Annotated in this window: 22 protein-coding genes; 6 read left to right on the top strand and 16 right to left on the bottom strand. The window is 38.8% G+C overall.

Annotated elements, in window-relative coordinates; translation table 11 throughout:
• Nucleotides 1-174: 174 nt before the first annotated feature.
• Nucleotides 175-969, bottom strand: coding sequence for a lipoate--protein ligase family protein (locus BMW30_RS07260; RefSeq protein WP_091475316.1), 795 nt, complete (start codon nt 967-969; stop codon nt 175-177).
• The gene (pta, locus tag BMW30_RS07255) at nt 962-1,945 is read right to left on the bottom strand and encodes a phosphate acetyltransferase (RefSeq protein ID WP_091475314.1); all 984 of its coding nucleotides are present in this window, start codon (nt 1,943-1,945) and stop codon (nt 962-964) included. Before pta ends, BMW30_RS07260 begins: the two co-directional genes overlap by 8 nt.
• Before the next feature lie 113 nt (nt 1,946-2,058).
• On the opposite strand from pta, the gene hemQ reads away from it, so the two are divergent.
• The gene (hemQ, locus tag BMW30_RS07250; protein ID WP_091475312.1) at nt 2,059-2,808 is read left to right on the top strand and encodes a hydrogen peroxide-dependent heme synthase; all 750 of its coding nucleotides are present in this window, start codon (nt 2,059-2,061) and stop codon (nt 2,806-2,808) included.
• A gap of 196 nt (nt 2,809-3,004) precedes the next feature.
• Here the strand turns inward: hemQ and BMW30_RS07245 are convergent, their stop codons facing one another.
• Genes BMW30_RS07245 through BMW30_RS07235 form a run of 3 tightly spaced genes read right to left on the bottom strand, consistent with a single transcriptional unit; the run spans nt 3,005 to nt 4,274 of the window.
• On the bottom strand, nt 3,005-3,394 hold the full coding sequence (locus BMW30_RS07245; RefSeq protein WP_091475310.1) for a DUF423 domain-containing protein: 390 nt from the start codon (nt 3,392-3,394) through the stop codon (nt 3,005-3,007).
• A gap of 11 nt (nt 3,395-3,405) precedes the next feature.
• Nucleotides 3,406-3,624 (bottom strand): YwdI family protein, encoded by a 219-nt coding sequence (locus tag BMW30_RS07240; protein WP_091475308.1) that lies wholly within the window; start codon nt 3,622-3,624, stop codon nt 3,406-3,408.
• A complete protein-coding gene (locus BMW30_RS07235; RefSeq protein WP_091475527.1) occupies nt 3,621-4,274 on the bottom strand; it encodes a uracil-DNA glycosylase in 654 nt (217 codons plus the stop codon). The genes BMW30_RS07240 and BMW30_RS07235 overlap by 4 nt, the downstream gene beginning before the upstream one ends.
• A 102-nt stretch (nt 4,275-4,376) precedes the next feature.
• On the opposite strand from BMW30_RS07235, the gene thiD reads away from it, so the two are divergent.
• The 4 genes from thiD to folE2 are packed head-to-tail and all read left to right on the top strand — an operon-like array spanning nt 4,377 to nt 7,152.
• A complete protein-coding gene (thiD, locus tag BMW30_RS07230; RefSeq protein WP_091475306.1) occupies nt 4,377-5,207 on the top strand; it encodes a bifunctional hydroxymethylpyrimidine kinase/phosphomethylpyrimidine kinase in 831 nt (276 codons plus the stop codon).
• 16 nt (nt 5,208-5,223) lie between these two features.
• Nucleotides 5,224-5,583, top strand: coding sequence for a DUF1806 family protein (locus BMW30_RS07225; protein WP_091475304.1), 360 nt, complete (start codon nt 5,224-5,226; stop codon nt 5,581-5,583).
• Nucleotides 5,584-5,591: 8 nt separating this feature from the next.
• Nucleotides 5,592-6,257, top strand: coding sequence for a bacillithiol biosynthesis deacetylase BshB2 (bshB2, locus tag BMW30_RS07220; protein WP_091475302.1), 666 nt, complete (start codon nt 5,592-5,594; stop codon nt 6,255-6,257).
• 16 nt (nt 6,258-6,273) lie between these two features.
• The gene (folE2, locus tag BMW30_RS07215; protein ID WP_091475300.1) at nt 6,274-7,152 is read left to right on the top strand and encodes a GTP cyclohydrolase FolE2; all 879 of its coding nucleotides are present in this window, start codon (nt 6,274-6,276) and stop codon (nt 7,150-7,152) included.
• A gap of 667 nt (nt 7,153-7,819) precedes the next feature.
• Here the strand turns inward: folE2 and BMW30_RS10605 are convergent.
• The 6 genes from BMW30_RS10605 to BMW30_RS07190 all read right to left on the bottom strand — a co-directional run bounded on the left by BMW30_RS10605 (nt 7,820) and on the right by BMW30_RS07190 (nt 12,508).
• Nucleotides 7,820-7,960: a hypothetical protein gene (locus tag BMW30_RS10605; RefSeq protein ID WP_180366258.1), complete on the bottom strand. Its 141-nt coding sequence runs from the start codon at nt 7,958-7,960 to the stop codon at nt 7,820-7,822.
• A 51-nt stretch (nt 7,961-8,011) separates the two neighbouring features.
• Entirely contained in the window at nt 8,012-9,235 is a 1,224-nt protein-coding gene (locus tag BMW30_RS07205; RefSeq protein WP_091475297.1) for an MFS transporter, read from the bottom strand.
• Complete coding sequence (locus BMW30_RS07200) at nt 9,232-9,723, bottom strand: GNAT family N-acetyltransferase (RefSeq protein WP_180366257.1); 492 nt, start codon at nt 9,721-9,723, stop codon at nt 9,232-9,234. Before BMW30_RS07200 ends, BMW30_RS07205 begins: the two co-directional genes overlap by 4 nt.
• Nucleotides 9,724-9,807: 84 nt before the next feature.
• Complete coding sequence (locus BMW30_RS10600; RefSeq protein WP_180366256.1) at nt 9,808-9,984, bottom strand: hypothetical protein; 177 nt, start codon at nt 9,982-9,984, stop codon at nt 9,808-9,810.
• Between the two features lie 19 nt (nt 9,985-10,003).
• Nucleotides 10,004-11,296: a radical SAM/SPASM domain-containing protein gene (locus tag BMW30_RS07195; protein ID WP_091475293.1), complete on the bottom strand. Its 1,293-nt coding sequence runs from the start codon at nt 11,294-11,296 to the stop codon at nt 10,004-10,006.
• A 360-nt stretch (nt 11,297-11,656) separates the two neighbouring features.
• On the bottom strand, nt 11,657-12,508 hold the full coding sequence (locus BMW30_RS07190; RefSeq protein WP_091475291.1) for a Cof-type HAD-IIB family hydrolase: 852 nt from the start codon (nt 12,506-12,508) through the stop codon (nt 11,657-11,659).
• Nucleotides 12,509-12,814: 306 nt separating this feature from the next.
• On the opposite strand from BMW30_RS07190, the gene BMW30_RS07185 reads away from it, so the two are divergent.
• Nucleotides 12,815-13,078 carry a type II toxin-antitoxin system Phd/YefM family antitoxin gene (locus tag BMW30_RS07185; protein ID WP_091475290.1) on the top strand — a complete coding sequence of 88 codons (264 nt, stop codon included), beginning with the start codon at nt 12,815-12,817 and terminating at the stop codon, nt 13,076-13,078.
• 7 nt (nt 13,079-13,085) lie between these two features.
• On the opposite strand, the gene BMW30_RS07180 is transcribed toward BMW30_RS07185, so the two are convergent.
• The 5 genes from BMW30_RS07180 to BMW30_RS07160 form a co-directional block, all read right to left on the bottom strand.
• Nucleotides 13,086-14,129 carry a Fic family protein gene (locus BMW30_RS07180; protein ID WP_091475288.1) on the bottom strand — a complete coding sequence of 348 codons (1,044 nt, stop codon included), beginning with the start codon at nt 14,127-14,129 and terminating at the stop codon, nt 13,086-13,088.
• Nucleotides 14,130-14,289: 160 nt separating this feature from the next.
• Entirely contained in the window at nt 14,290-14,751 is a 462-nt protein-coding gene (tadA, locus tag BMW30_RS07175; protein WP_091475524.1) for a tRNA adenosine(34) deaminase TadA, read from the bottom strand.
• Nucleotides 14,735-15,448, bottom strand: a complete 714-nt coding sequence (locus tag BMW30_RS07170; RefSeq protein WP_091475286.1) for an HAD family hydrolase — start codon at nt 15,446-15,448, stop codon at nt 14,735-14,737. Before BMW30_RS07170 ends, tadA begins: the two co-directional genes overlap by 17 nt.
• 45 nt (nt 15,449-15,493) lie before the next feature.
• Nucleotides 15,494-16,435 (bottom strand): NAD-dependent epimerase/dehydratase family protein, encoded by a 942-nt coding sequence (locus tag BMW30_RS07165; RefSeq protein WP_091475284.1) that lies wholly within the window; start codon nt 16,433-16,435, stop codon nt 15,494-15,496.
• A 16-nt stretch (nt 16,436-16,451) separates the two neighbouring features.
• Nucleotides 16,452-17,642: a glycine C-acetyltransferase gene (locus tag BMW30_RS07160; RefSeq protein ID WP_091475283.1), complete on the bottom strand. Its 1,191-nt coding sequence runs from the start codon at nt 17,640-17,642 to the stop codon at nt 16,452-16,454.
• Nucleotide 17,643 lies beyond the last annotated feature (1 nt).

Raw genomic sequence — 17,643 nt, 5'->3', positions numbered from 1 at the left:
GGACTATGTGATGAGCTCACGGGCTTGCAAATGGATTTGACGGACTATCAGGTGAGCTCACGGGCTTGCAAACGGATTTGACGGACTATGAGATGCGCTCACTGACGTGCAAATGGATTTACGTGCCAATGAAACTTCCTCACTGACACGCAAAACAACACTCCACCGACTAAATCACACAATATCCTTGTTACGATCCATCATCCGCTTGTACTGATGCTCAATTTCTTTAATATCCAATCCATCAAAAGCGGTAATTTCTGAAAGTATGCCACCCTGAGCTTCAATAGTCGCTAACAAACGACCGAGTACTTCATCGACATCGATTTCCACGCCGAGCAATTCACTCAGTGACGCCATCTGATTTGGATCCACATCTGGATAATGGAACTTTGTTTCCGCATCACCTTTTGCACGCTGATAAAATTCGCGCATCACCTTTGCTCGTCGACTACCATCTCCTTCGACACACAGATAAATTTGTACAGCCACTCCGCGGCGAATTCTCCGCTGTGAAATGCCTGCGAATTTCTGTCCGCCGATGCTTAAATCATACGACCCCGGGCAATAGCTGTGTTCTATTTCATACGCTTCAACTGTCGACTCTGGGAAACTGTCCTTAACCAAGCGGAACATCATTTCATACCCATCATCAATGTCGACTACTTTATTGCGTTCGACAATGATACTGAAATTCAAAATCCCATCATCGAGTACGACGCCGAGTCCGCCGCTGTTGCGGACGATATATTTGTAGCCAGCTCGTTGGAGATATTCCAACCCCGACTCTAAGTACGGCAAGCGTGCATCGTGCAATCCTAAGATGACATACTTATCATGCACCCACGCGCGCAATTTCCCTATACCATTTTCAGAAATTTTCACTTGTAGCATGTCATCGATAGCGAATGACATCATTGGATCTTTCGCTAATTCCGTGCCGTAAAAATCCCACTGACGGTTAAACATCGGTACGTGCGAGCGCTTGTGTTGCTGTAAACAATGCGAGGTGATACACTTCGTCCTCGCTGCAACCACGTGAAAGGTCATTCACTGGCGCATTTAATCCTTGCAAGATTGGTCCGTATGCTTCGAATCCACCAAGGCGTTGCGCAAGTTTATACCCGATGTTACCCGCTTCAAGGCTCGGGAAGATAAAGACATTCGCGTCTCCTTTCAACGCGCTTTCCGGTGCTTTTTTTGCTGCGACGCTCGGGACAAATGCCGCATCAAATTGGAACTCACCATCGATGACGATATCTGGTAACGTCTGCTGTGCAATTTCTGTCGCACGCACGACTTTTTCTGTTTCTGGTGTCACCGCTGAACCTTTCGTTGAGAAACTGAGCAGTGCAACTTTCGGTGTCATACCAAAACTAAGCGCTGTCTTCGCTGTTTCTGTTGCCACTTCCGCAAGTTCTTCAGCCGTCAATGTTGGATTGATAGCACAGTCCCCCATGACATAGAGTTCTTTATCACGTGACATAAAGAAAATACCACTTGTTTTTGAAACGCCTGGTTTCGTCTTGATAATTTGCAGTGCAGGTCGCACCGTATCTGCTGTTGAATGTGCCGCACCAGAAACTAATCCATCGGCACGATTCGTATAAACGAGCATCGTTCCAAAGTAGTTCATTTGTTTTAGTAATTCTCGCGCGTCCGCTTCATTTACTTTACCTTTACGGCGCGCCACAAACGCTTCGACAAGTTCATCTGTATACGGGTTATCTGTTGGGTCAATAATTGTCAGCTGACTTGTGTCGACCGCTTCTTGTTTTGCCAGTGTCTCGATTTCACTCGGATTACCGAGCACGATCGGACTGACAAAGTCTGTTTCACTCAATCGAACACTTGCACGCAGCACGCGTACATCATTGCCTTCTGGTAAAACGATTTTGACCTTTTTTCCTTTGAGTTGTGTTTTAATATCTTCTATTAAATTCATAAACAACCTCCTCATGTCCATTCCAATTATACCGATTTAGACACAATTATTCATCACTCATCTACATTTCTTGGGATAAGATAAAATTAACATAATATAAAGGAGAATTAACTATGAGCGAAGCAGCAACAACACTAGATGGCTGGTATAGCCTCCATTTATTATATAACGTTGATTGGTCATCACTAAGACTTGTTGATAATCATAGAGAGATGGTCGAAGAGTTACAAGAATTCCTAAACCGTTTAGAGAACAACCACAGAAATCAAGAAGGTAGTTACGCATTTTACAATATGACGGGCCAAAAATCTGACTTAATGCTATGGATGTTGCGTCCAACAATGGATGAGTTAAACGCGCTTGAGTTAGAGTTAAACAAATTGAGAATTAGTGACTTTTTAGAGCCGGCTTATTCATATGTTTCTGTCCTTGAGTTGGGAAGTTACTTAGCCAAAGATAGTGCTGAAGATCCGTATCAAAATCCATTCGTTCGTGCGCGACTATTCCCAGAATTACCGCGTTCACAGTACGTATGTTTCTATCCAATGGATAAAAAGCGTGAAGGCAATGATAACTGGTACAGTTTACCGATGGAAGAGCGCAGACGTTTAATGCGAGATCACGCTTTAATCGGACGTAAATATGCAGGTAAAATTAAACAGTTCATCACGGGTTCAACTGGATTCGATGCGTTTGAGTGGGGCGTTACACTGTTCTCGGACGATATTTTACAGTTCAAACATATCGTTTATGAAATGCGCTTTGATGAAGCATCCGCACGTTACGGTGTGTTCGGCGACTTCTTTGTCGGTGTAAAATTAGAAGTATCTGACTTGGATTCATTTTTCGATGTGCAGGGTTAAATCAGACTCAAAAAGGGTAACGTACATAAACTTGAAATAGATTTGGAGGATATGTACATGGGTCGATTAATCCGTCGTTTTGCGGTCATCGCATTACCTTTTATTCTGAGAAAAGTATTCAAAGGAAAAAACAACACGAGAAGAAGATAAAAACGCATTAAAAAGAGCATCCGACATAATGTCAGATGCTCTTATTTTATGCGACTCTACCTTTATTTTTTGACTGACCGAGAAGCGCTAGAATGATGAATACCCATGCTGCTAAAAATAAAATACCACCGATCGGTGTGATGGCACCTAATATGCCAATTCCACTTAAAGCTAGAATATACAGCGACCCACTAAAGAATACAATCCCCGCTGTCATTAACCAGCCTGCACGAACCAAATGTTTTGATGGCACGAAGTTAAGCAATACACCGATTGCAAGCAAGCCGCCTGTATGGAACATCTGATATTGAACGGCCGTCTCCCATACGCCTAAGTAATGTTCTGAAATACGATCCTCTAGTAAATGTGCACCAAATGCACCGAGTGCGACTGCTAAAAATCCACTAACTGCTGCAATAATTATCCATTGTCTCATTAATATTCTCCTTAAAAATCAAAAATTGAATCCGACTTACTGTCTTCTTTCGTTTCTTGTTCATTCTGTTCGAACGCTTCAACATAATGCATCGGCACATCCTCATACTGCCCCTCTTTTAATACGTCGAGCAGCTTTTCAATCGCATAGATATGCTTATCTATATCCTTATTGCTGGATGCTACCATCGAAAGTTCTGCAGTAATTGCCTCAATTATCTTTTGTTTCAAGTTTCTTCGCTCCAATCTATCGGCGTTTTGTTATGTTTCGTTAAATAGTCATTCACCTCAGAAAATGGGCGTGAGCCAAAAAATCCACGATACGCACTGAGCGGTGACGGGTGAACATTTTGAATAATGAGATGTTTACTCGTATCGATTAAACGCGTTTTACTTTGTGCCGGCTTTCCCCACAAGATAAAGGCCACATGCTCATGGTGATCCGATATCGCTTCAATGATTGCATCTGTAAATGGTACCCAGCCGATTTTACGATGAGAGCCGGCCTGTCCTTTATCGACAGTGAGTGTCGTGTTTAACAATAACACACCTTTTTTTGCCCAGTCATCTAAGTTACCTGATGTTCGCTTGATGTTTAAATCCGCTTCGAGTTCCTTATATATATTGACGAGAGACGGCGGTGTCTTCACACCTTCATTGACGCTGAACGCAAGCCCATTCGCTTGGCCAGGACCGTGATATGGGTCTTGTCCAAGTATGACGACTTTCACTTCATTAAATGGTAAGAGTTCGAACGCACGATAAATATCGTCTCGATCAGGATATACTTCTCCGCCTGCATATTTATTTTCTAAAAATTCATTCAGCGCATTAAAATCAATGCGGCTTTTTATCGCTTTAAACACGTCGCTCCATTCCACCATCTCACCTCTTCATAGTGAATATACAATCAAGCAAACATCTAGTCAAATGTATGGGTTTATAGTAAAATTCTTATTAAAATGTATAAGGTAGGTCGAATAATGAAATTAAAGAAAACTTTAACAATTGCAGGATCAGATACAAGTGGCGGTGCGGGAATCGCTGCTGATTTAAAAACTTTCCAGGAACATGAAACATATGGATACACTGCCCTGACAACAATCGTATCTATGGTACCCGATACATGGGCACACCGAGTATCTCCAATCGATTTAGACACGGTGAAAGATCAAATTGAAACAGCGTTATCAATCGGTCCTGATGCAATTAAAACAGGTATGCTCCCCTCTGAAGCAGTCATTCAGATGAGTGAGCAGGCATTTTTAGATTCTGATGCAGAATATTTTGTCGTTGACCCTGTCATGGTATGTAAGGGTGAGGATGAAGTTTTAAATCCTGGACTTGTCGATGCCATGATCAAACACCTTGTACCACATGCAACTGTGATTACACCAAACTTGTTTGAAGCGAGTCAACTCGTCGGTGAAAAGACACCGAAGACAATCGAAGCAGTGAAAATGATTGCGAAGAAGATTCATGACAAGGGTGCGAAACATGTGGTCATTAAAGGGGGCTATGATTTTGCTGGTGAAAAAGCTGTCGACGTATACTTTGATGGTACCGACTACTACCTTTTAACTGCAGAGAAAATTGATTCGACGTATAATCACGGTGCAGGCTGTACATTCGCAGCTGCAATTACTGCAAACCTTGCGAATGGAAAATCTGTACTCGATTCAATTAAAGATGCCAAATCATTCGTTACTTCAGCGATTAAAAACGGTTGGGAAATGAACGCGTTTGTTGGACCAGTACGTCATGGTGCGGCAAATTCAGTTGAAACAATCGAGGTTGAAGTAGAGAAAATATAGTTTTTAGGAGAAATGTATGGAGCCAATAAATCAAGATACAGTGCAATCATTGCTGGATGCATTTGTAGATAAGCGTGTATATATCCATGTTGAGATCACGAGTGGTATGTATGCCTCACACGTCGATCAAGAAGTATTTAATGCCGGTACATTTGTCCGAAATGTGCAAGTCAATATTGTCGAAGCGATAATTAAGAAAGCTGAGAACGATCAGTATCGCGTCGGTATTAAACTCGATAATGGTGGATGGATTTATGTCATCGGCCTGACGCACTTTATCGTCAATGAAGAAGCGGAATTCATTATGCATGGATTCAACTATCAGGGTAAACTCGCGAGCGCTTTAGAACTATCACATCAACCATTCAGAAAGTAGGCTGTCTTATGGAGAAAGAAAATCATGTACTCGTCGTTTTCCCACATCCAGATGATGAAGCATTTGGTGTCAGTGGCACATTGAGTAAATACAGAGATATGGGCGTGCCTGTTACATATTCATGTTTGACATATGGTGATATGGGACGTAACCTAGGATTTCCACCATTTGCAACACGAGAATCGCTATATAAAATCAGAGCAGCTGAAGTCGAAGAAAGTGCACGATTAATCGGAATTAAAGATTTAAGATTGCCAGGATTTAGAGATAAAACACTCGAGTTTGAAGAACCTGGTCTGCTCACGAACCTTATTCGTGATATGATTGTGGAGCTTGGAACGACACGCATCATTTCGTTCTATCCGGGTTATAGCGTGCATCCAGACCATGAAGCGACAGCAGAAGCAGTAATCGAAGCCGTTGCATCACTCGATACCGAAAAAAGACCAGCGCTACAACTCGTTGCATTCGCAAACAACACATTCGATGATTTAGGAGATCCTGATATCGTCGTGAATATAGAAGGTTATGAAGAGCGCAAGAAGCAAATTATGGCTGCGCATAAATCACAAACCGGTCCATTGTTAGAGTCACTTGCAGCAGATACACATGATGCAAAAGAACTCGCAGATCAATGGTTAAAATACGAACGCTTTTATAGCTATATGGTTTAATGAAGGAGTACATTAAATGAATGAATTTGATTTGACGACACGAGAAGGTCGTTTTAAACATTTTGGTTCAGTCGATCCAATACAAGGCACAAAACCTAAAGAAAAACACGAGATGGCAGACTTACAGAGCACGAAGAAAGACTTTCTGTTCGAAGTTGATTCTGTCGGAATTAATAACTTAAGCTACCCAGTTAAAGTCGGCGATTTCCAATCGGTCGGTACATTCGAGCTTGCGACGAGCTTGGAGCGCGACGAAAAAGGGATCAACATGAGCCGTATTTTAGAATCACTTCACAGTGAAAATGATAACGGTATTCGACTCGATTTTGACTCGGTTGGTAGAATTTTGGATACACTGCGCGAGCGCATGGTTCAAGATGCTGCTGAATTGTCAGTGGATACGAAGTGGTATTTCAATAAGCCAAGTCCTGTGACGAAGCTCGATGCATATGCACATGCAGATGTGGCGTATTCAATGCGAAAGAGCGAGAGCGAAGTAGAATTCCAAACGTTTAGCATGGCTGCACAAGTGACAACACTCTGCCCATGTTCAAAAGAAATCAGTGAGTACAGTGCACACAACCAACGCGGTGTAGTGACTGTGTCTATTGATGTGGATCCTGAAGTTGGTGCGCCGGAGAATCATAAAGAAATCATCTATGAAATTTTAGAAATCAACGCATCGAGTCAGCTTTACCCGATTTTGAAACGTACAGATGAAAAAGTCGTTACAGAGCGCGCTTATGAGAATCCACGTTTCGTTGAAGACTTGATTCGCTTGATTGCATATGATTTGGTTGAGTTAGATTGGATCGTCGGCTTCGATTTAGAGTGCCGCAACGAAGAAAGCATTCATCAACACGACGCATTTAGCCGATTGAGTTATACGAAGTAATATTTGATTTTTGGACGCCCGGGCCTCTTGTGGAGATTTCGGGTGTTTTTTTTTTTGGGTTGTGATGAGGTGTGCGGCAGACTAGGATTTTTTCGGTCTGCCGCACACTTTGCTCCTCTAGCTGTGCGGCAGCTCAGATTTTCTGGACTTGCCGCACACTTTGGTCCTCTAGCTGTGCGGCAGCTCGGATTTTTTCGGTCTGCCGCACACTTTGCTCCTCTAGCTGTGTGGCAGCTCAGATTTTTTCAGTCTGCCGCACACTTTAGTCCTCTAGCTGTGCTGCAGCTCAGATTTTCTGGACTTGCCGCACACTTTGGTCCTCTAGGTGTGCGGAAGACTAGGATTTTTTCGGTCTGCCGCACACTTTGGTCACCTCTAGCTGTGCGGCAGCTCGGATTTTTCGGACTTGCCGCACACTTCAACGATCAATAGTGTTCCTCAGCATGCCTTTTTAACCTCGGGAAGAACAGTAAATGACCTATAGTGTTCCTCAGCACGCCTTTTTAAACTCGGGAGGAACAGTAAATGACCTATAGTGTTCCTCAGCACGCCTTTTCAAACTCGGGAGGAACAATAATAAAACCCCAAATCTGCTACTGACATAGATTAGGGGTTCTGTAAAATATTTTCAATTTACTAAAGTTCTGATTAAACGTATCCTTTGCAATTATTTAACCAATGCCATCATAATAAAAGCGAGTCCTAGCCCAATGATTAATGAAACTAATATTTCATCAAAGTAAAATCCAACTCCAAAACTAGCTAATAAGGTACCTAAAAAAGCTAATCCCCTGTTATTATGCTGCATAGCATTCCCTCCTTTGGTAAATCTGATATATTTTATAATGATTATCATGATTTATGCGATTGAAATTTTTCTAAATCTCATAAATCCATAGTAAGTAATCAAGAGTAAGACTATCCCGACAAAAAACAGTACGGTATTCGATCCAAACATAGTCCCCAATGGGGACGCAAAAAGTATACCAACGAAAACTGTCACATTATTTAATGAGTTAACTGTTGTAAATACTCTACCTCGATTGTTTTCACTACTATTTGTCATAAGTAGACTCGAATAAGATACTTGGACAAAACCAAAAGAAAAGCCAAGTAAGAGTAATACTAAATATAAAATGAAAAATTCAGGTCTAAATACCATTAAAATAAATGTTAAAGAAACACCAAACAATCCAATCAAGAAGAGAGATGACTTCTCATAGTTTTTAGCAATCGCTCCTATTAATAAGGTTGATACTAAAATTCCTATACCGGAAGCTGTTTCTAAAATTCCTAACTGTTGCGAGCTATAAAGTAGGTCATTGACAATATAGTCAATTACTAAAATATTGAAAAAGCTAAAGCCTGCTATAGCTAATGAAAATATAGCAATCAAATTCGATAAAGCTGGACTTTTAAAAATAAATTGAAAGCCTTCGATTAAATCCTGTTTCATTGATGTTTCAGATTTTTCAGTAACTTCTGTTTCCTCTTTTCTTTCAGAAGACATGTTAAGAGATAAAAAGATTAGGCTCACTAACGATAAACCGAAAGATATCAATACAATAAACAGAGTACCTTCAAGTCCAACTAATGCGATAAGAAACCCGGCAATTGCAAAACCCATTAGTACGAGTATATTGGCAATATTATGAGATACTGCTAAGACTTTTGTATAATCTTTTTCATCTACTATTGATCCTATTAATGCGTTTCTAGTTGGGTTTACTCCAACCGAGCATACTATATAGATGAATGCGAAAATATAGATCAAGAAGAAGTTCTGTATGAAGATTATTAGCAATACAATAGATATCATTCTCAATATTTCACTTATAATAATGAATTTGTTTCTGTTATATTTATCAATTAATACGCCAACTAATGGAGCAAGTAATAGATAGGGAACAGTCTCTATTAATACCATACCAGAAATGGCCCATGTACTATCGCTTAATGTCGTTACAGCGATAATTAGAGTTAACTTAAGAGTTGCCTCGGAGAAATTGGAAAAAAATTGTGATAAGAAAAGAAGAAGAACACGCCTATTAGGTATAAATGACTGTATTCCTTTTTTAATCAATCGTGACTCTCCCCTAAATTACAATAATAATAAAAGCCCTCTACTTGAAAATTAAATTTCTTTACAAGATTATTAGATGGAATATTATCTGTAGCAACAAATGCTATCAATCTATCAATATTTTCAGAGTGAGCTTTTTTGTTCATTTCATTCATGAATTTGGTAGCAATTCCTTGTTTTCTATAATTTTCTTTTATATATATATCATCTGCTACCATTGTATGTGCGACTTCCATTATTGGGTTACTTCTGTTGATAGTAACCGTGTAATATCCAATAATCTCATCGTTATGTAAAGCAATATAAATATAGTCGTGATCACTATTAAGTTGGTGAGATAATTTTTCTTTATAATATTTATATACAGTCTGCTCATCTTTAAGAGCATAAATCCAACTTTGCTTAGAATAAAAGCCAAGTGCCTCAATGTGTATTGTAATTAAGTTTTCTATATCTTCAATTGAGGCATATCTATATTCAATTTTCACAATAATCACATCCCAATAAGAGCTAAGTGGGAGAAAAGGATAAGTATTTCATTCCTCTCCTCCTACATTTTTAGCTAAAGTCTTTTAAGGTGGTGTCGGTCCCGTTTTAATTGGAGAACAGAAAGTACCACAAGCAGATGTTGCACCAGGCTTTTCTCCATGGTTAATGATAATCAAACCGAATTCCGAAATTACTTTCTTACCTGTTGTTACGTTTGCTGTTTTTTTGTCTTTTAACTTTTCTTCTGTAGCGCTCACCATATAAATCACCTCCTTTATTTTACACTTGAGTAAATGTAGAAACTCCATTTTCAAAATCAATTTTATGTTCTATATGCAACTTTACTTTTCTCATTAAGTTTGTGTAATCGCAGTGTCTACCTTGTTTCCCGGTCTGTACAATTTCTTCCCATTCACAACCGCCTGCACAAACCGGTAAAACTGGACAAGTTTTACATTCGGGATATATACCTTCATAAACGATCTCTTTTTGTCTCTTATAGTCAATTTTGGTAAATACGTTTCCCCATTTATAGTCAGGTATACCAGACATACCTGGACAACTATATAGATCTCCATTAGGATAGACAACTAAGCCACTAAAGTTCCTAATTGTACATGGTCCCTCAAATCCCATGGCAACATTAAATCCTTTGTCATTAGCATATCTCATGAGTGAGTCTAAATAACCTATCTCATCTTTTGCAGATGTCAAACTCTGTTCATCTGCATAGTCAGACCGATCAGAATCAAATATAGCTGCAAAATTAATACTTATATTATCAACATTTAGTTTTTTATCTTTTAGAATATCAATTACTGTAGATATTTGATCAACATTTCCTTCATCATAATTAATTCTTATATCAACAGGTATAAAATCTTTAGCAAGTTGAATATTGTTTAGTATTTCATCGAACGTCCCCTTGTTCTTACCTTCTAACCGAATTCTCCTGCTATCATGCTCTTCTTTTGTCCCATCTAAAGTTATTTGCAGTCCATTTAACCCTTTTTCTCTCCACCTTTTAACTTCACTAATGTTATTTAATTTGGTTCCATTCGTAATCATATAATAATTTCTAGGCATTTCTCTAAATTCATCATTAAAAATATCTAATGTTTCATCTAATACTTCTTTGTTCAAGAGTGGTTCTCCACCGTAAAATGTAACGGTCAAAGATTTTTCATCATACGGATTTTGCAACTCTTTGATTTTTTCTACCAATTTTTTAACTACAAATCGATTAAGTTTTATTTCTGGTTTATCTAAACCTTGATAACAATATGGGCATCCTAAATTACAATCACTTGTAAGATATAGCCAAATACCAACATGGCCAGAATGTTGTATTGTTTCATAGAAATTCAAAAAATCTTTAAACTCTTGTTCTCTACTATGAACTAAAATCCCAAGCCGTTCTAAATTTTCTCTGATTTCTAATGGACCTTCACCATTATTTAAGTCTCTAAGTCTTTCACTAGGAATAGAAACTAGCGCTTTAGTGTGTGTATTAAACAGAGCTACTCGATTTTCCGCAACTTTTTTTGTAACTGTAAATCTAGATAATTCCATTTTTTAACACTCCTTTAATTAAATTTTAACGAATAGAATAATGTTCATCAAGACTTTTCTGAATATTTAGTATGTTTTTATAAAATTTATCGAAAATTATCGAAAATTTATAAAAACATAAAATAACCTCTAGACTATACAGTGAAAGTATAAAATTTTAACTCGCATATCGTGTTGATAATTTCTCCTAATTTTTGGTGCGTTCCACATCATCTGATCTTCATTTCGGGTGGAACACTAACCACCATTCAAAATCCAATCAAAACCCATTCAGAACCCAATCAGAACCCAATCAGAACCCAAACAAAAATGCACCCCAAAAGGTCAACTTTTGGGGTGCACCGCCATCACAAATTAATATTATCTTTCCAAAATTCCCTCGATCGCTTCTGCGACGCCGTCTTCAATATTTGATCCGACAATGATATCGGCATACGATTTAATATCGCCACTCGCATTGCCCATCACGACGCTTGTTCCAGCACGTTTTAACATCGACAGATCGTTATAGTTATCTCCAATTGCCATGCAATCTTCCATCGAAATACCCAACTCTTCACACATCGCTTCAAGTGCCTTACCTTTTTGCGCACTCTTAACCGTGACCTCGATATTTCCTGGTCCTGATGATGTTGCATAGAGTCCTTCGACTTCATTCAACTGGTGTTGTGCACGGTGTAAGTTCGCACGGTTCGATGATTTTGCCAAATATTTCAACACGACTTCATCTTCTCTGTCGTATACTTCATCGAAGTCTTCTACTTCGACTAAATAACCTTTTTCAACTCTAAGCATTACACGCTCTTCTGCATTGATATCGCCACCCATCACGTCGATGAATTGTTGATATTGTTCAATTTCTTTTTCAATACTATTCGTATAGACGGTTTTATCAGTATACACATTGTAATGCAGCGACTCGTTATCCAGTTCATCGGAAACATGTTCAACTTGTTCACTTGTCATGTTCATTTTGTAAATGACTTCTTTTTTGTCATTGATATAAAGTGCGCCATTTAAGCAGATAAACGGCAGCGTTAGACCCGTACTCTCAACAATTTCACGTGCATCATGATATGCACGTCCAGTAGCGATAACAACTTTTATTCCTGCTTCTTGCGCTTTCTTAATTGCTGTAACGTTACGTTCTGAAATTGTATGATTTGGGGTCAAAAGGGTCCCATCCATATCGATTGCGATCAGTTTTACCATACAGCCTTACCTCATTTTCATTCTAGTGGTGTGAAACTTTTTAACGGTTTAAATTTCCTATTACTTCAGTATGTCTTATAAATCTTACTATATCAAAAATGGGAAGTTTATACGAATAGAAAACAAAAGCCGTATCACGGGGAAGTTGGGACTTTTTAATACTCTCTGAATTAAAGTTTTGTATGTGAGGGCGAGCGCCTGTTATCCTCTAGAAATCCAATTTAAAGATTTTTATCTTCTACATCCTATTATAATTTGAATTTCGATAATATTATGATATAACCCTGATAAAAAGAGGTGATAACTATGATCAATGTTCGACCTGTTTCAGATTTACGAAATAAATTCCCTGAAATTGAAGAAACAGTAGTAAATTCAAACGCTCCTGTGTTCTTGACAAAGAATAGATACGGTACAATGGTTATTCTAAGTATTGAACAATACTCTGCTCTAACTGATGACATTGAGAGGAAGCTTGATGAAGCAGATAACTTGGCTAAAACATCTAATGTCAGACTCTCTAAAGATGAGCTCTTTAATAAGGTAAGGACATCTTTAAAAAATTCCTGAAATCAAATTACTTTTTCACATAAAAGGTTGCTCTACCTTGTCCATGTCTTTCAATATATTCTTCTTCAACCAATATTTTTAACATATTTTCAATTGTTGCTCTTCCTACGCTAGGTACTAATTCCATGATATCCGTTTTAGTAAATTTCCCCAATTTAAGATTGACTGCATTTCTAACAAGTGCAATCGTAGGGATTTTTTCATCTACATAATCTACTCTTTCTTCAAAATCAATATAAGCTGCCAGAATCGTTCTTAGGATATATTTTATGAATGGTGTTAAATCTTCGTTATTTTCGTGCCAAAATTTGCCACTTTGTTGTAAAGACATATAATAGCCATCTTTATTTTTTTCTATTTTACTTTCTAAACTAATATATTTACCAATTACATACCCTTGCCTATATAACAAAAGAGTGGTTAATAGTCTACTCATCCGTCCGTTTCCATCATTAAACGGATGAATGCAAAGAAAATCATGGATAAAAATCGGGATTAAAAGCAATGCGTCTACTTCTTTTTTATCCAAAGCTTTATTTAGCTCATCGCAAATTTCCTCCATTGCTTTAGCTGTTTCATGTGGCGGTAAAGGTTTAAATAATTCAACACTATTCCCATCTGTATCTTTTTCAATAATGGAATTTTGTGTGTTTTTATATCTACCACCAATTCCTTTTTCACTATACTTAAACAGATCTCTATGGAGCTGTAAAATATAGTTGCTATCGATTGGAATATATTCATAACTTTCATGAATCGTATTTAAGACATCACGATATCCAAGGATTTCTTCTTCATCTCTACTTCTAGGCATTGTTTTTTGGTCCATTAATTCTTTAATTCTAGTTGTTGTTGTGACTATTCCTTCTATTTTATTTGAATCTTCGACACTTTGAATTTTAGCAATTTCCACTAATTTATCTAAAACAGCAGGTTTTTGCTTCAAAAAAAGTTCTTGCTTTCCTTTATGTTCATGTATTTTAGTTAAAATATTAATAATTTCAACATCCCATTTACTTTGTGACAATGTCTCATAATCAAAATTTCTCATTCGCCTAACTCCTTTCTCTTCGCCTAATTTTATCATGTTTTTAGGCGATTCAGAACTGATTAGGCGATTATCTGTTCTAATGTGAATGTTATGAACTCTTAAGTCAGTGTTCGATACTCAAGTTTAGTTACCTTTTGGCTCGCATATAGATACAACTCTATTATTTTTTCGCCCTTAAGCGACGAAAGAATAACTTTAACATTTCGCTACATTCTTCTTCAAGAACGCCACTCACGACAGTCGCGCGATGATTAAATCTCGGATCTTCTAACACGTTCATCAAACTGCCTGCTGCGCCACCTTTCGGGTCACTCGCACCATAGACAACTCGTGGTACACGTGAAAGTACAATCCCACCGCTGCACATGACGCATGGCTCTAGCGTGACATATAATGTACAATCTTCGAGCCGAAATGAACCGAGATGAGCGCTTGCCGCTTGAATCGCAAGCATTTCGGCATGTGTTGTTGGGTCTTGGGTCGTTTCTCGTAAATTATGTGTGCGCACGATTACTTTATCTTCATGAACGATTACAGCGCCGACTGGGACTTCTTCTTTGTCGAAAGCGAGCTGTGCTTCTTCAATTGCCAGTCTCATATATTGTTCATCGTGAGAAGACATTGTCAAATACAAACTTTCCATCAGATATGAGCTCTGTCACATCGTTGATGATGTGATTTGCACCATCTAGACTTTCTTGTGTGCCTGTTCCGCTCAATACGCCGACAGTAAATAGTCCGTATTCTTTTCCAAGCTGCGTGTCTGACGTGTTGTCACCGATCATAATCATTTGATCAAACGATGCTTTATTGCGCTGAAGGAACGGTTCAAGTATGCGAGTGTCTGGTTTAGAATACGGTGTGTCATCGCCACATACAAGGTCATCCACATAATCCCCTAAACCGAACTTATCAATAAACATTTGCGCGCTGCGTCTGCTATCGTTTGTGCACACAACATTTTTATATCCGAGTTCACGTGTTTTCATTAATACTTCTTTTGCGCCATCGATAATTTCAATATCTTGCATCGCATCGGTGATATTATGTGCATAATAATCTTTTACCCACGTTTCAATCACTCTGATATCACCATGTTTACCAAATGCTCTATAAAAGTCATGTGTCGAACCTGCTGCAAGCGCAGTGTTCGGCTGCACGGCACCATTGCGATAACCTAAATCATAGAGCAGTTCATCTTGTGCTGACTCGATATCAAATGCTTTTACAAAGTCTTCAACCATACCGAGTGAAAATGGGACCCATGTGTCATGATAGTGTATCAGTGTTCCGTCTTTATCAAATAATATATATTTCATCTTATCACCATAAAATAAAAAGGCTGAATCAGCCTCTTTTTTAGTTTATTTATTTTTAATTGCTTCTAACATCGTCTCTGTCATTTTTGCTAAATCATACTGTGGGTCAAAGCCCCACTGTTCACGTGCTTCTGTAGAATCGATTTGGTTTGGCCATGAACCAGCAATTCCTTGTCGCACGGGATCCACATCATAACTTAACTCGAAGTCTGGAATGTGTTTTCTAATTTCTGCAGCAACCATTTCTGGCTCGATACTCATCGCAGAAACATTGAATGCGTTGCGGTCTTTAAGCTTTGAACCGTCTGCAGACATCAATTTGTTAATCGCAGCGATGGCATCATCCATAAACATCATATCCATGTACGTATCTTTGTCGATAAACGACGTGTAACGTCCGTTGCGAATCGCCTCGAAGTAAATCTCGACAGCATAGTCTGTCGTGCCGCCGCCCGGTTCTTGAACATGTGAAATGATCCCTGGGAAACGTAGTCCACGCGTGTCTACACCAAACTTCGTATGGTAATAATCACAGAGTAATTCAGCCGATACTTTCGTTACACCGTACATCGTGTTCGGACGTTGGATTGTCACCTGTGGTGTGTTATCTTTTGGCGTTGAATCACCAAATGCTGCAATCGAACTTGGTGCGAAGAATTTTAACTTAAATTCTCTCGCTACTTCAAGTGCATTAACAAGTCCATGCATGTTGATATCCCATGCTAAAAATGGGTCTTTTTCGCATGTTGCCGAAAGCAATGCCGCCATATGCATGATCGTATCTGGTTGGAAATCCTTAACGATTTCAACCATGCGTGCATGATCGCGGACATCTAATGTTTCAAACGGTTTTCCAGCTAATGCCTCGTGTGTTGGTTCTTTAATATCTGTCGGTAGAACGTTCTCGACACCATATATTTCTCTTAACGTCGTCGTCAATTCAATACCGATCTGACCACCAGCACCTGTAATAATAATTCGCTTCATAATTCCCTCCTAAGGCTTACGAGATTACGCCGAGTTCTTTACCGACTTTCTCATAGATTTTCAATGCTTCATCTAACATTTCTTTCGTGTGTGCCGCAGTTGGCATATTTCTCACACGACCCGTACCACGTGGTACTGTTGGGAAGACGATTGATTTCGCATAGACGCCTTCTTCCATCAATCGTTTAGAAAATTCTTGAGTTAATTTCTCTTCACCAATGATACATGGTGTGATTGGTGTTTCAGAATTACCGATATTAAATCCAAGCTCTTTCAAACCTTTTTTCAAGTAGTCGCCATTTTCCCATAACTTATCATGAAGCTCAGTTGAATCCATCAACGTTTGAACCGCTTCAATGATTGCGCGTGTATCTGCTGGTGTCAATGAAGTTGAGAATAAGAATGGACGTGCGGCAACTGTCAAGTAGTCGATTAACTCTTGAGTACCCGCAACATACCCACCAACAACACCAATCGCTTTAGATAAAGTACCCATTTGAATATCGATTTCTTTTTCTAAACCGAAGTGCTTCACAGTACCTGCACCTTTGCCCATAACACCTGACCCGTGTGCATCATCCACATACGTGATTAAGTCGAATTCTTTTGCAATTTCTACGATTTCAGGAAGTAATGCAACGTCGCCGTCCATACTAAATACACCGTCAGTGATATACATGACTTTGTTGTAGTTTCCACTTTCAACCGCTTCTTTCGCTTTCATGCGTAAGTCATCCATATCTGAGTGTTTCACACGAATAATCTTCGCGCGAGATAAACGGCAACCATCAATGATAGACGCGTGGTTTAATTCATCCGATAAAATTGCATCCTCTTTGTTCATGATTGCTTGTATTGCAGCCATGTTACAGTTAAACCCTGATTGGAATGCGACTGCTGCTTCAGTACCTTTGAATTCAGCAAGTTTGTTCTCTAACTCTACATGAAGATCAAGCGTACCGTTAATCGTACGTACAGCACCTGAACCAACACCATGAGAATCGATCGCTTGTTTCGCAACTTCTTTTAACTTTTCATGTGTTGCTAAACCTAAATAGTTGTTGCTCGAAAGGTTGATTAAATCGTTACCTTCAATGTTGATTTTCGGTCCGTTTGGTCCTGTTACAACATTGATTTCATTATATAAACCTTGTTCCTTTAACCCATTCAATTGGCTCGTTAAAAAGTCATTTAAAATTTTAGACATG

The sequence above is a fragment of the Aliicoccus persicus genome (assembly GCF_900110815.1).
GTDB lineage: Bacteria > Bacillota > Bacilli > Staphylococcales > Salinicoccaceae > Aliicoccus > Aliicoccus persicus.
This window is presented reverse-complemented; position numbering and strand designations above follow the sequence as displayed.